General features: G+C 63.3%; 10 protein-coding genes and 1 pseudogene. 7 read left to right on the forward strand and 4 right to left on the reverse strand.

Annotation, left to right across the window (positions count from 1 at the left end; translation table 11 throughout):
* Positions 1 to 188: 188 nt before the first annotated feature.
* The 3 genes and pseudogenes from AB8Z38_RS19590 (at position 189) to AB8Z38_RS19600 (ending at position 3,094) form a co-directional block, all read left to right on the forward strand.
* Positions 189 to 1,855, forward strand: a pseudogene (locus tag AB8Z38_RS19590) (TRAP transporter permease).
* Positions 1,852 to 2,229, forward strand: a complete 378-nt coding sequence (locus AB8Z38_RS19595) for a DUF1850 domain-containing protein (RefSeq protein ID WP_369719514.1) — start codon at positions 1,852 to 1,854, stop codon at positions 2,227 to 2,229. The pseudogene AB8Z38_RS19590 and the gene AB8Z38_RS19595 overlap by 4 nt, the downstream one beginning before the upstream one ends.
* A 58-nt stretch (positions 2,230 to 2,287) precedes the next feature.
* The gene (locus AB8Z38_RS19600) at positions 2,288 to 3,094 is read left to right on the forward strand and encodes an SDR family NAD(P)-dependent oxidoreductase (RefSeq protein WP_369719515.1); all 807 of its coding nucleotides are present in this window, start codon (positions 2,288 to 2,290) and stop codon (positions 3,092 to 3,094) included.
* Between the two features lie 8 nt (positions 3,095 to 3,102).
* Here the strand turns inward: AB8Z38_RS19600 and AB8Z38_RS19605 are convergent, their stop codons facing one another.
* Entirely contained in the window at positions 3,103 to 3,978 is an 876-nt protein-coding gene (locus AB8Z38_RS19605; protein ID WP_369719516.1) for a helix-turn-helix domain-containing protein, read from the reverse strand.
* Between the two features lie 173 nt (positions 3,979 to 4,151).
* Between AB8Z38_RS19605 and AB8Z38_RS19610 the strand changes: the two genes are divergently transcribed.
* Together AB8Z38_RS19610 and AB8Z38_RS19615 are read left to right on the forward strand one after the other, a co-directional pair.
* Complete coding sequence (locus AB8Z38_RS19610; RefSeq protein WP_369719517.1) at positions 4,152 to 5,141, forward strand: helix-turn-helix transcriptional regulator; 990 nt, start codon at positions 4,152 to 4,154, stop codon at positions 5,139 to 5,141.
* Positions 5,142 to 5,274: 133 nt separating this feature from the next.
* Positions 5,275 to 7,053 carry a tannase/feruloyl esterase family alpha/beta hydrolase gene (locus tag AB8Z38_RS19615; protein WP_369719518.1) on the forward strand — a complete coding sequence of 593 codons (1,779 nt, stop codon included), beginning with the start codon at positions 5,275 to 5,277 and terminating at the stop codon, positions 7,051 to 7,053.
* A gap of 88 nt (positions 7,054 to 7,141) precedes the next feature.
* Here AB8Z38_RS19615 and AB8Z38_RS19620 read toward each other — a convergent pair whose 3' ends face one another.
* Positions 7,142 to 8,302, reverse strand: a complete 1,161-nt coding sequence (locus AB8Z38_RS19620) for an IS4 family transposase (RefSeq protein ID WP_369719519.1) — start codon at positions 8,300 to 8,302, stop codon at positions 7,142 to 7,144.
* Positions 8,303 to 8,433: 131 nt separating this feature from the next.
* Positions 8,434 to 9,978, reverse strand: coding sequence for a cation:proton antiporter (locus AB8Z38_RS19625; protein ID WP_369719520.1), 1,545 nt, complete (start codon positions 9,976 to 9,978; stop codon positions 8,434 to 8,436).
* Between the two features lie 104 nt (positions 9,979 to 10,082).
* On the opposite strand from AB8Z38_RS19625, the gene AB8Z38_RS19630 reads away from it, so the two are divergent.
* Positions 10,083 to 10,859 carry a tetratricopeptide repeat protein gene (locus AB8Z38_RS19630; protein WP_369719521.1) on the forward strand — a complete coding sequence of 259 codons (777 nt, stop codon included), beginning with the start codon at positions 10,083 to 10,085 and terminating at the stop codon, positions 10,857 to 10,859.
* Positions 10,860 to 10,993: 134 nt separating this feature from the next.
* Positions 10,994 to 12,370: a tetratricopeptide repeat protein gene (locus AB8Z38_RS19635; RefSeq protein ID WP_369719522.1), complete on the forward strand. Its 1,377-nt coding sequence runs from the start codon at positions 10,994 to 10,996 to the stop codon at positions 12,368 to 12,370.
* A 139-nt stretch (positions 12,371 to 12,509) separates the two neighbouring features.
* On the opposite strand, the gene AB8Z38_RS19640 is transcribed toward AB8Z38_RS19635, so the two are convergent.
* Positions 12,510 to 12,989 (reverse strand): hypothetical protein, encoded by a 480-nt coding sequence (locus AB8Z38_RS19640; RefSeq protein ID WP_369719523.1) that lies wholly within the window; start codon positions 12,987 to 12,989, stop codon positions 12,510 to 12,512.
* Between the last annotated feature and the right edge of the window lie 111 nt (positions 12,990 to 13,100).

Consider the following 13,100-nt stretch of genomic DNA (forward strand, 5'->3'; position numbering starts at 1 on the left):
TCGGCCGCGCGCTTGGCTGGCTGGTCGGCGGCGCCGGTTTCCTGTGCGGGCTCTATCAATGGATCTTCTATGCCGATCTGATCGCGCGCGACGGCGATCCGACCAGGCTCGATCTCGCGGTCGGCACGCTGCTCGCGGTCCTGATCTTCGAGGGCACGCGGCGGCTGATGGGTGCGGCGCTGCCGCTGATGTGCGGCGCGTGTCTCGTCTACTGGTTCTTCGGTCAATATCTGCCGTCGCCACTCAACCATCGCGGCTATGATTTCGACCAGATCGTCACCCATCTGTCGTTCGGCACCGAAGGCTTTTACGGCGTGCCGATCTACGTCTCGGCGACCTATATCTTCCTGTTCATCCTGTTCGGCTCGTTCCTGGAACGCGCCGGCATGATCCAGCTTTTTACCGATGTCTCGCTCGGCCTGTTTGGCCGCACCCGCGGGGTCCGGCCAAGGTCGCGGTGTTCGCGTCCGGCATGATGGGCACGATCTCCGGGTCGGGCGTCGCCAACGTCGTCACCGTCGGCCAGTTCACGATTCCCCTGATGATCAGGTTCGGCTATCGCCGCGCCTTTGCCGCCGGCGTCGAAGCCACGGCGTCGATGGGCGGGCAGATCATGCCGCCGGTGATGGGCGCCGTCGCCTTTATCATGGCGGAGACGCTAGGGGTCCAATATTCCGAGATCGTCAAAGCGGCCGCGATTCCCGCGATGCTCTATTTCGCCTCCGCGTTCTGGATGGTGCATCTGGAAGCCGGCAAGCACGGCCTTACCGGCATGAAGCGCTCGGAGATCCCGAGCGCGTGGAAGGCGCTGGTGACGCGCTGGTATCTCGTGCTGCCGCTGGCAGCGCTGGTCTACATGCTGTTCGAGGGCTTTACGCCGCTTTACGCCGGCAGCATGGGCCTCGCGCTGACCGTGGCGCTGATCCTGGGCGCCAGCATCACGGCCGGCGCTCCGTCCACACTGGTCCGCTCCATCTTCTGGATCGGGCTTGCGCTTGTCGTCGCCGCGCTGTCGCATCACGGTCTCCAGATCGTGCCGGTCGCAGGCGTCGTCGTCGCACTAATCGTGATCACTGCGTTCGTGCGCGGCGGCTTTGCGGCGCTGCGGGCCTGCCGCGACTCGCTCGCCGAAAGCGCAAAATCCGCCATCACTGTTGGCATGGCCTGCGCCATCGTCGGCGTCATCATCGGCATGATGTCGCAGACCGGTGTCGGCACCATCTTTGGAGGCTGGGTCATCGGCCTTGGCGAGAAAAGCCTGTTCCTGGCGCTGATCATGACGATGCTGCTGTCGATCCTGCTCGGCACCGGCATCCCGACAATCCCGACCTACATCATCACCGCCGCGCTTGCCGCGCCCGCGCTGGCAAAGCTTGGCGTGCCGCTGATCGCGAGCCACATGTTCGCGTTCTACTACGGCATCATGGCCGACCTCTCGCCGCCGGTGGCGCTGGCCGCCCTCGCGGCGGCGCCGATCGCCAAGGAGAATCCGGACAAGATCGGCTGGGAGGCAATGCGCATCGCGCTCGCGGGCTACGTCATTCCCTTCATCTTCGTCTATTCGCCGGCCCTGATGCTCCAGGCGGGCGATCCCATGGCGGCGCAACTCGGCTTCTATGGCGCGGTGGCGCTCGCCACGTTCAAGGCGCTGGTCGCGATCGCGCTGTTCGGCATGGTCGCGATCGGCTTTCTGTTCACGCGCCTGACGCTGATCGAGCGCGTGATCGCGCTCGGTGCGGCGCTCTGCCTGCTCGGCGATTTCAGGTTCAGCGACACCGCAGGTTTCGTGCTCTCGGCCGCGCTGGTGCTGTGGCAGTGGCGGCAGCGCCCGTCGGCAACGCTCGAGGCGGTGTGAGCCTCTGCTTCGCAACAGCGGGCGGCGTGAAGGCGCTGGCGCTGTCCGCCTTCACGCTGGTCTGGACGCATTCGATCGAGAAAGTCGATTGGCAGGAGGACTGGCGCGTGACGCCGGCCGGGCTTGAACTGGTGCAGGCGCGGGTGAAAGGCTCCGGCGCCGGCATGGAGCCGCCACCGGAAGCGCGGCTCGTTGACGGCTGGTTTCAGTGGCGCCCGCAGCGCGCGCCGATGCCGGAGGTCGTGCTCGGCAATTCCGGAGCGGCCGGCGAATGGCGGCTATGCCATGACGGCGCGTGCCGGACATTGTCGGAGATCGTCGGTCACCCCATTGGTGCTAACGTGACGACGATGAAAATCTGCAACGACCCGTAGCCCGGATGGAGCGCAGCGCAATCCGGGCTACAAGAATAACAACACGGGAGAACGCGCGATGGATCGGCTCAAGGGCAAGGTTGCGATGGTGGTGGGCGCCGGTTCGATCGGGCCGGGCTGGGGCAACGGCAAGGCGACCGCGGTCACGTTCGCGCGCGAGGGCGCGCAGGTGCTTTGCGTCGATCGCAACGGCGCCGCCGCTGAAGAGACCGCGAAGCTCATCACGGACGAAGGCGGCAAGGCGACGGCGTTCACGGCCGACGTCTCGCGCGCGAGCGAAGTGGAGGCGATGGTCGCCGCGTGCCTGAGCACTTACGGTCGCATCGACGTGCTCGACAACAATGTCGGCATCGCCGAGATGGGCAGCGTGGTCGAGGTGACGGAAGAAAGCTGGGACCGCGTCTTCAGCGTCAACCTCAAGAGCGCCTATTTCGCCATGAAGCACGTCATTCCCGTCATGGTGAAGCAGGGCGGCGGCTCGATCATCAACATTTCCTCCATCGCGTCGATCCGCCACATGGGCATCTCCTATGTCACTTACGGCACCTCGAAGGCGGCGATGAACCAGATGACGCGCACCACCGCGATCGAGTTCGCCCAGCATCATGTGCGGGTGAATGCCATCCTGCCAGGCCTGATGAAGACGCCGATGGTGGAGCATTCCATCGGCCTCGCCGCCAGCTATGCCAGGGGCGACGTTGAGGCGATGTGGCGCGCCCGCGACGCCCAGGTGCCGATGGGTCACATGGGCGACGCCTTCGACGTCGCCAATGCGGCGCTGTTCCTGGCGTCGGACGAGTCGAAATATGTGACGGGAATCGAGCTCGTGGTCGACGGCGGCATCACCTGCAAGGCGGGGGCGTAGCTGCGAGCTCAAGTCAACCGGCCCGCCCGTTCGCGGAAGGTTCGTGGGGTTACACCCGTGTCCTCGCGAAACGAGCGCGCGAAGTGGGACGGGTCGGCAAAGGCGAGATCATATGCGATCTCGTTGATCGGTTGATTCGAGAACGCAAGCAGTCGCTTCGCTTCCGTCAACACCCTTTGCCTGATCAACTGGCCGGCCGTTACTCCGGTCACGCGCTTCACGTGCTTATTGAGGTGATCTGACGTCATCGCGAGCTTCGCGGCATAGAAAGCCAGCGATCGTTGGCCGCGAAAATGGGCTTCTATCAATTTGAGCAGTTTTGCGACCGTTGCATCCCCGGTGTGGGCTGACGATAGATCGTGGCTCGTCACAAGGCGGCACACCTCGACCGCGATCAGGGCAACGTAGCTATTCATTGCGATGCGGAATCCGTCGCGGGACTGAAGGCGCTCTTCAGTCAAGCTCGCGCATAGCTCGGACAGGCGGGCCATGTTCTTGCCCTGCGTGACCGAAAGCACCGGATTCATCATCGACCCTTTCAGGCATGCGATAGTCTCTCCCGAAGGATCGCCGAACGTCCGCGCCACGTCTTCCGTGAAGCTTATAACCCACCCATCCGTCGAGGTCTGAAATCTGAATCCGTGGGCTACCGTCGGGGGCACCAGGATAATGGCTGGGCTAGAAAGGGCCGCCGTCGATGCTTCGTACTGCACTTCACCGCCGCCACGCTCGATCACCAGAATCTGCGACAGGTTGGCGTGGCGATGGGTGCAAATCCTCCAATCGTGACGCGAGCTGCGTGACGGGATCGTCTCGGCGTGAACGAAATTGAACGCACGAGGATCGGGCGGGTCGCCGTAGAGATGGAAGAGCGGCAGGTCCATCGAACGGTTCTCGTGTCCTCGGCGAGGCGCCGGAAGTCGATACTATGGCGGCGAGATGCGGAACAAAATGCCGATCGATCAAGGACTGCGCGTACTGGACAATATTGCGTGTTTGGGATTGAATTTGAGCGAAGTGCGGTTGGCAAAAGTGTCACGATGGGCCGGGCGACCTGATGTACCGCGATCTCAGCAGCCGCGACGAAAGCTTCGAGACATTTCTGAGCACGTTCAACCTGCTCGCGCCTCATGCGAGGATAGAGCTCAACAGCGGCCAGAGCGCATTTCGGTGGCAAGGCAGGTTTGCCTCAGTGAGCGGCTTTTCCTGGTGGGAGGTCGAGTCCGAGATCGACTGGACTTGCCGGTTCCCGCAGCAGAAGCAAAGGCTCGGCCTCGTGCTGCCCAGCACTGGGCTCGTGAGTGCCAGGGTTCGAAACCGGACCGTGGCAATCGACCGGAACTACGCGCTTGCGCTTAGCGTGCCCGATGTCGGCTCGATCTCGTATTCTGGTCGCGGCACGCACGGGCACGTCACGCTCGAATTCGACGTGCCGACCGTGCAAAAGACCCTTTCCGCCATTTGCGAGGGCGCTGCAATGCGCAACATCGAGCTCGGCCCGCAACTCGATCTCGCCTCTCCGGCAGGACGCGTGCTCAGGACCCTGGGCGAAGCCATCGGGGTCGGCATGCGTGACACGTCGCTTCGGTCCGAGAAGTCAATGGCGCTGCTCGGGGAGGCCATTCTGCGATTGGTCCTTCTGAGCTTCCCCCATGGCTCGACCGATCGCTTGCATCGTCGACGAGCGGATGCCACGTCGCGTCAGGTCACGGAAGCAATCGATTTTATGCGCGCCAATATGCACCAACCGTTGACTTTGAGCGAAGTGGCGCAGGCTGCGGGAATCTGTGTGCGATCTCTGCAATATGGATTTCGCCGGTTCCGGAGCGTCACGCCGCTCGCCTATTTGCGCGAGATCCGTCTAGAGGCCGTACAGGCGGAATTGTCGTCCCCTTTGAACACGCTGACGATCCGCGACGTGGCGCTGAAATGGGGGTTTGCGCATATGGGACATTTTGCAGCGCGATATCGCGTGACGTTTGGCGAACCGCCGTCCGAAACGGCCAGGTCGGCGCGAGCAGGGACCTCAAGAGGAGCGCGCAAGTAGACTGCACGGCGCGCTCGGCAGGAAATTCCCGCCGTTAGAAGGTTTTCTTCCATTCGACGACGCTCCCGTTCTAGGGCGCTTCCACATCGTGATGCTACGACTTGGCAAAATACGGCAAGTCGGGGAGGTCATCATGAAGCGTCTCGGAATCATATCACGCTTTTGCGTATCAATCATCGCGCTCGCTGCTGGAGCCATCGCGCTATCCGGCGTTGCTGCAGCCAGCGGAGCGCCGGCGTGCGCGAGCCTGGCGACCGATCCGCAGTTTGAATTAAAGAGCAATCCAGTCATCAAGACGGTGACCGCAAGCATCAAGAACACAGCTGCTCCCGCCAACATCCAGTACTGCAACGTCACGCTGGTCTACGGCACCAACACGAACCAGAACATCACGATCGCGATCGGGCTGCCGCTCAACTCGACGGACGGAGGATCCGGCGGCATCGCAGGTGCCTGGAACGGTCGAACAGAAGGCCTCGGCGGTGGCGGCTGTGCCGGAAATCTCAATGTTGATGCTGCCGTGAACGCCGGCTACGTCGGATCTGGTACCGACGGCGGTCACAGCGGTGGCGACTGTACGCCGGGCGTGAATGCCAATCGCACTTATAATCTCGAATTCATCCAGGACTTCTTCCGCGTCGGGATCAAGCAGCAGATCCAGTGGTCCAAGCGCATCGCGACATCCTACTATAGCAGGCCACCCAGCTATAGTTACTGGAACGGATGCTCGACCGGGGGACGCCAGGGTTACCTGCTGGCTCAGGAGCTCGGCTCCCAACTCGATGGCGTTCTTGCAAGCGCGCCGGCGATGTACTGGACGCGCTTCCAGACCGCGCAGATGTGGGGGCAGCTTGCCATGTTCGAACAGGCGGGCGAATCGCCCAGCGGCGCAATTTCCCCGGCCAAACTGGTGGCGGTGCAGAAATCGGCAATCGCCGCCTGCGATGCCGCAGACGGCGCGATCGACGGTATCATCGATGACCCTCGCGTTTGCCGCTTCAGTGCGACGGCCAATGTGTGCGGACGACCGGGGGCGCCGGCGGCCCCGAACTGTCTGACGACGGACGAGGCGACGGCCGTCGACAGGATCTGGGACGGACCTCGCAACAAGCATGGCGATCGCATCTGGTTCGGGCTGGACCGCGGCAGCGACTTTTCCGTTCTCGATGGGCCCACCCCGTTCCCGCTCGGCGTCACCCAGTTCGAATGGAACCTGATCGATCCGAGCTATGCGCCGCCATCGACGAAATGGAGCAGCGTCAGCCTCGGCGGCAAGGGTCTCTCCTACCCGCAAGTGGCTGAAGCCGGGTCTCGCAACATCGCCGACGTGACAGACACGTTCGGCCCGCTCGACGACTTCAGGGCGCGCGGCGGAAAACTGCTGACATTTGTCGGCGCCAACGACCAGTTCATCTACCCGCGCGGCGTGCTCAATTACTATCGGCGGATGGCTGAGCGTTATCAAAGGCGGGACGATCGAACCGGCTTCGAAGGCGTGCAGAGCTTCTATCGCCTGTTCCATGCGCCCGGTGTCGGCCATTGCGGCGCGCCGATTTTCAGCCTCGGCACCACGGGACCGTGGCCGCAGAACGGCGCGGACTTCGCGGCGCTGGTGAACTGGGTCGAAAAGGGCGTTGCGCCGGATCAGGTGGTTGGCAAGAGCCTCTCGCCGGCGCTATCGCGGCCGCTGTGCCCCTATCCGCAGACCGCAAAATACAAGGGCACGGGCGACGTCAATGATGCCGCGAATTGGAGCTGCGGCGGCAATCTCGAGACGCGCGAGGCCGTCTGCCCGGACGTGCTCGTGAAGTACAAGGACGAGGTGGACGGGCCGCTCGACTTCGAGGCAAGCGCGGTCCATCCAAGCTTCTGCAAGGGCCGGAACGTCGCACACGACGATGACCGGCACTGAACATGACACCGACCTGCAAATCGTCCGATTGGAAATGATCAGACGTGCCTCACCTCTCCCGTTCTCTGCAGGACTGTCCGGGGAAAAATCACTCATAGCAGAAGCCCAGTTGATCGGAAGAAAATCTGGGCTTCGGCTTGCTCGGGTTGACCGGCGGAGGTCTGTCGATTTTTGCGATGGGACTTCGCATGAACAGGCGTTGGCAGACCAACTCGGCGAAGCGCAAATCCAGCATCCTCAAGGAGTTCAGACGCCGCGCAAGGCGCAGGAGCAAATAGGCGATCATCGCGGCGAGGATTTGCAGGCGAATAGCGTTGTCGTTTTTTGCCATGAACTTGCGAAGATTAAGATGCTGCTTGATCCAGCGGAACAGAAGCTCGATCTGCCAGCGGCTCTTATAAAGCGCCGCAATCTCGATTGCCGTGCGTTGGAGATCGTTGGTGATGAGCGTGATCATTCCACCTTTGTCACGCCTGACCTTGATGCGCCGCAATGGGATCGGAAGTATGGAGTCGCCTCTGCTGGCAAGCACGACGTTGGCATCGTCGATGATTTTGAAACCGTCGCCGAGGGTCTTGCGAACATACCGGGACTTCGTCTTGCGCAAGCGCGTGCTCACCTTGGTGCGCGTGACAAAGAAAGCCCCGGTATCATTGATCTTCTTCCACCAGCCGAAATGGTAGTAACCCTTGTCGAACACGTAAGTCACGCCGGCTTCGAGGCCGGTTTGGCGGCCGATCTCGACGTCATTGACAGTCGCCGGCGTAATCTCGACGCAGCGGGGACACTTGCCGTCCGGTTCGTAGACCGTGTGCATCTTCATGCCGCGGATACGACCATTCCATTCGGCCCATTTGCACATCTTGCCCAACGGAACCGGGCTCGAGTCGATCAGCCGAACCATCTCGGCTCCCTCCACCCGCGTATGTCGATCAGCCTTCTCCGCCAGCATGGCGAAGGTCTCGGCAAAAACGCCAACCGGGCGCCGCGCATTCGCATCCGAAAGCGTCGAGCGAGCAATCCTGCCTACGTCCAGATGATAATGCTGATGGGAGTTGGCATTGAAGGCGCCTTCGACCGCGCGCAGACTCATCGTCTGGCCCAGCTGGGCTCCGACGAGCGTCACCAAATGATCCCAGCTTTTGAAGGACTTGTCGTAGGCGCCGTCGTGCTTCTCCACAATCCCGCGAAATTGCCGCCGATCGATCGGTTTGAGGAGCTCCCCAAAGATGCTATTTACGCAGCGCATGCCCGGCCCCTTTCTGGTCTCGACAACCAGAAAGTATCCGCTTCACGCTGGATTCGCCGGGCATGCGCTGCGGCATAGTGAATCATTCCCCGGACAGCCCTGCGTTCTCTGCGGGGAGAGGTGAGATCGGCTCATCCCCCCGCGCTCAGCTCCGCCCGATCGAGCTCTTCCTCGATCCTGTGAAACGCGTCGTCGCCGATCACCTCGGTTGCGCGCAGGTCGAAGATCGTTTTTCGCGCGGCCTCGATGGCGCGGCGGCGGAGGGGATCGGCGGGCAGTTCGCCATTGGTGATGCCCCCGTGCGGATCGTCGTCGGCCTGCATCAGGACGGCGCGATACTCCAGCCGCAGGATTTCGGCTTCCTCGGACGGATCATCCTCGATCGCATCGAGCGCGGCGCGATAGGCGATTGCGCGGGCGCGCGCGACCTCGATGCCGACCGGATCGTCGTCCCGCAGGCCGAAGAACAGGATCAGCGGGCGCAGCGTCAGTCCCTGCACGACCAGCGTGCCAAGCACGACCGCGAAGGCACTGAAGACGATGAAATCGCGATGAGGAAAGTTCTCCGGCAGCGCGAAGGCGGTGGCGAGCGTGACCAGGCCACGCATGCCGCACCAGGAGATGATCAGCCCGCCTTTGCGCGAGGCGACCGCCTTCGGATCCTTCGGCTGATAGACCCCGCGCGCCATCAGCGCCCGCAGCGCCGTGCGATAGAACGTCACCCAGGCGAGCCGCACCAGGATCACCGTGAGCAGGATCCAGGCAGCCGCTACGCAATATTCCCAGCGCACGTCCGCATCTAACCGCGTCCAGATCGGTCGCATCTGCATGCCGATCAGCATGAAAGCGAGCACGTTGAGCACGAACACCATCGTCTCCCAGACCGCATAGGACGGCACCCGCAACCGCGCCGGCATGCGGGCGGGTGCAGCGCGCGCCATCGTGATGGCGTAGACGACGATGGTGAGGATGCCGGACAGGCCGAGATGTTCGGCGCCGATCCAGACCATGAAGGTGGTGGCGAACTGGACGATGATCGAACTGGGAGCCTGCGTGATCCGCACGATCATCAGTGGCATCAATCGCGCGGCGAGATAGCCGGCAACGACGCTACCGACAAGTGCCAGCACCATGGTCGGCGCGACCTGGCTCCACGTCAGGTGCTCCGTGGCAACCGCGCCGACCGCGATGCGATAGGTCAGCAGCGCGCTGGCATCGTTGAGCAGGCTCTCGCCCTCCAGCACCTTCACCATGCGGTAGGGTAGCTTCACCTGGCTCAGGATCGCGACCGCGGCCGCCGCATCCGGCGGCGCCACGATCGCGCCGAGCGCCACCGCGGCGGCCCAGGGGATCTCCGGCATCAGCCAACGCGCGACCAGCGCGACACCGGCCGTCGTCATGCCGACGGCGGCCACCACCAGCGTCGAGACCGGAACCCAGTTGTTGCGGAGGTCGCGCAGCGAGGTATCGTAAGCGGCATCGAGCAGCACCGGTGCGACAAAGAGCGCCAGCGCAAGGTCGGGCTCCAGCGTCCAGGACGGGCTGTTCGGAACGAAAGCGATCAGCGCGCCACCGATGGCGAGAAAGGTCGGGTAGGGGACCTTGATCCGCCGCGCCAGCGCCGATAATGCAACAGCGCCGAGCAGAAGCGCGATGATCCATTCGAAAGTCGACAATTGAGAGCCCCGAAACAGATTTGAGCGGCACCATAGGTTAGCATCAATCCGGCCGTAAGATGGATAGTGCTGCCACAAAGCAAGAGCTTCCGACTGCAAACAGCATGCGTTCTTTCTCTCTCATTCAAATGTCCGGCGTGGCGCTGCTCTTGCCAGCGCTCTTGGCGCTTCCGCCTGGCGCGGCTCACGCCGCGACCGGCGGCGAGCCGGCGGCAGTGCCGCAGGCTGACATAGCGCCGTGTCTCGCTGCTGCCGCCGACGACGACATGGACAAGGCTACGCCGGCCTGTGCCGCGGTCATCGATAACGAGAAGACGGCCAAGCCGGACCTGATCAAGGCGCTGATCGCGCGGGGCGCGCTGTTGGCGCGGCATGATCAGACCGATCGCGCGATCGCCGACGACAGCCGCGCGCTGTTGCTCGATCCCACGCTTGCGGACGTCTTCAACGCGCGCGGCGAGCTCTGGCTGAAGAAGGGCGACAAGCCCAAAGCGGTGCAGGACTTTGGCGCGGCGCTGAAGATCGATCCGAACCACGAGAAGGCCAAGGCCAATCACAAAGCGATGGCGCGCGAGATCGAGCGGATCGGTGCCCAGATGGCGGTCGCGGGCAAGCCGAGCTTCAATTGCGGAAGCGCGCACCGTCCGGTGGAGAAGACAATCTGTGCCAACCGCGAGCTTGCCGATCTCGACCGCGAGGTTTACGCGGCGAATGCCCGCGTGATCCAGGAAGCGCGCAACGCGGCCGAAGCGAAGTCGCTGCAGCGCGAGCAGAATGAATTCATCGCGCGCAGGAATGCCGGGTTCGGCCGGCCAGGATATGACTTGAAGAAGGCGATGCAGGATAGGCTGCAAAAGCTGAACGGGGTGGACGGGTACTAGCGTCTTCGTCTCTCCCCGTAAGAATGGGGCGAGGGAGTGCAGGGCCGGTGCTCCCCTGACTACAGGTCCGATTTGAACCCTATACCTGTCCGCCGCGACAATGGTGAAAGCCTGATGTCACGGAGCCTTCTGCCATGTGCGGCAAGCGTTCTTCCGCGCAAATTTTCAAAATTTCGCTACACGCCTTGCTTTTCGGCGCGGCGATGAGCCTCGCTCTCGCGGCCCCGGCCTCGGCGGCCGCCGATTGCGTGCTCGGCAGCAAGGCCACGCCTGCCGAATTGATCCCGACGTGCAGCGCGATCATCGATCAGGCCGCCAATCCGGCCTCCGACCGCGCCGCGGCACTGCTGGTTCGCGCTGACGCCAATGCGCGGACCTCGGGCGGTCTCACGGCCGCGCTGCGGGATATCGACCGCGCCATCGCGCTCGACGGCAAGAATGCCCGCGCCTGGCGCCTGCGCGGCGATCTGCTGCGCGAGGCCGGCGGCGATCTCAACCGCGCTGCGGCTGACCTCAGCAAGGCGATCGAACTCGATCCGCAGGATGCGGAAGCCTATGAGCTGCGCGGCGTGGCCTATACCAATCAGCGCCGGCTCGACCGCGCCCTCGCCGATTACGACCAGGCGATCAAGCTGAAGCCCGACGATGCGCAGGCCTGGTCCGATCGCGGCGCGACCTACTATCTCGGCGGCGACAACGAGAAAGCGATCAGCGATCTCAGCGAAGCGCTGCGGCTCGATCCGAACCGGCCGCGCAGCTACACCAATCGCGGCGCGGCCTACAAGAAGCTCGGCCAGCTCGACAAGTCGGTCGCCGACGACAGCGAGGCGATCGGGCTCGATCCGAAGGTTCCGGAGTATTACGACAATCGCGGCCTGTCGCTGGCCGCGATGGGCAAGTACGACGAGGCGATCGCCGATTTCGATCAGGCGCTGCGGCTGGCGCCACGGCCGAATTTCTTCACCAACCGCGGCGATTCCTACCAGTTCAAGGGCGAATTTGGCGCGGCGCTGAGCGATTATGAATCGGCGCTCAAGATCGACCCGAATTTCGCGCAGACCTACAACAACCGCGCCGTGCTCTACAAGAAGATGGGCGACCGCAAGAAGGCGCTGGCTGACTACGAGACGGCGCTCAAGCTAGATCCCGGCAACGACAACGCCGCCGGCGGCCGCCGCACCATGATCGCGGAGATCGCAAAGTTCGGCGCCGAGCCGCCGCGCCCGCTGGCGGCGAATTCCGGCAGCGGTCCGTCGTTCGGTTGTGCCGATGCGAAGCGCGAGGTCGAGAAGGTGATCTGCGCCGATCCGCAGCTGAGCGTGCTCGACCGCCAGATCGCCGAGACCTACGAGCGCATGCTGAAATCGGCAAGCGGGCGCTCGGCGGGTGACCTGCGCAAGGCCCAGCGCGATTTCCTCGTCACCCGCGATGCCAGCTTCCGCCGCCCCGGCTACGATTTGAAGAAGATCATGCAGCAGAGGCTGCAGCGGTTGAATGCGATGGCGAGTTAGCTTCGCCTCTCCCCGCCTGCGGGGACAGGCCGGAATTTGCGAAAGCAAATTCCGGGTGAGGGGGAGCTTCCGCGAGTCCAGCTCTTACGGTCGCTGCGGAAGCAGTCCGCGGCGACAGCGTGTCAGCCGCAGCGCACCCTCACTGGAACGTCATATCCAGGCATTTGGAGATGTCGGAGCCGAGGCCGGAGGAGATGGTGATGCAGCCGCGCACCTTCTGCGCGGTGACGTCGGCGGCCCACACCGAGTAGCCGCCGGGGCCGAAGAACGAGTTGGTGTTCGGCGGCTCGGTCTCGGTCGCGTCGAAATCATAGTGCCCGTCGGTTTCGAAAATGCGCGGCTTCCTGGTGCAGCCACCGTCGGTCTGGACGTTGATGACTTCCTTGTTGTCGCGGGTCAGCGCCAGGGAGACCTGGCAGCGGAAATATTCCGAGGTCTTGGTATTGAACAGATAAGTGTAGGACTTGCAGGTCGCGGTGTTGAGCTTGCCGGGCGCCAGACCGCGGCTGCACGAAATCCGCTGGTTGTGGCTGAGCTGGTAGTCATCGGCCCGGGCGGCCGGCGGCAGCGCCGTCAGCGACAACGCAGCAGCCCAGCAGAATTTAACGACATGGCGCATTCGAATCATCCCCACCCATATTTTTGTCGAGTTGCGTTCTAGACTGAAAGCGGAACATAGTCGCGAGGGGGCGAAGGGAAAATCACAAACTGCTCGGCAAGACGTGATGCG

The organism is Bradyrhizobium sp. LLZ17 (assembly GCF_041200145.1).
GTDB lineage: Bacteria > Pseudomonadota > Alphaproteobacteria > Rhizobiales > Xanthobacteraceae > Bradyrhizobium.

What these genes read in the sequence shown, in the direction of transcription:
- AB8Z38_RS19635 (WP_369719522.1), top strand. Translation starts at nt 10,994, where the DNA reads ATGTGCGGCAAGCGTTCTTCCGCGCAAATTTTCAAAATTTCGCTACAC.
- AB8Z38_RS19600 (WP_369719515.1), top strand. Translation starts at nt 2,288, where the DNA reads ATGGATCGGCTCAAGGGCAAGGTTGCGATGGTGGTGGGCGCCGGTTCG.
- AB8Z38_RS19620 (WP_369719519.1), bottom strand. Translation starts at nt 8,302, where the DNA reads ATGCGCTGCGTAAATAGCATCTTTGGGGAGCTCCTCAAACCGATCGAT.
- AB8Z38_RS19605 (WP_369719516.1), bottom strand. Translation starts at nt 3,978, where the DNA reads ATGGACCTGCCGCTCTTCCATCTCTACGGCGACCCGCCCGATCCTCGT.
- AB8Z38_RS19640 (WP_369719523.1), bottom strand. Translation starts at nt 12,989, where the DNA reads ATGCGCCATGTCGTTAAATTCTGCTGGGCTGCTGCGTTGTCGCTGACG.
- AB8Z38_RS19615 (WP_369719518.1), top strand. Translation starts at nt 5,275, where the DNA reads ATGAAGCGTCTCGGAATCATATCACGCTTTTGCGTATCAATCATCGCG.
- AB8Z38_RS19630 (WP_369719521.1), top strand. Translation starts at nt 10,083, where the DNA reads ATGCGTTCTTTCTCTCTCATTCAAATGTCCGGCGTGGCGCTGCTCTTG.
- AB8Z38_RS19610 (WP_369719517.1), top strand. Translation starts at nt 4,152, where the DNA reads ATGTACCGCGATCTCAGCAGCCGCGACGAAAGCTTCGAGACATTTCTG.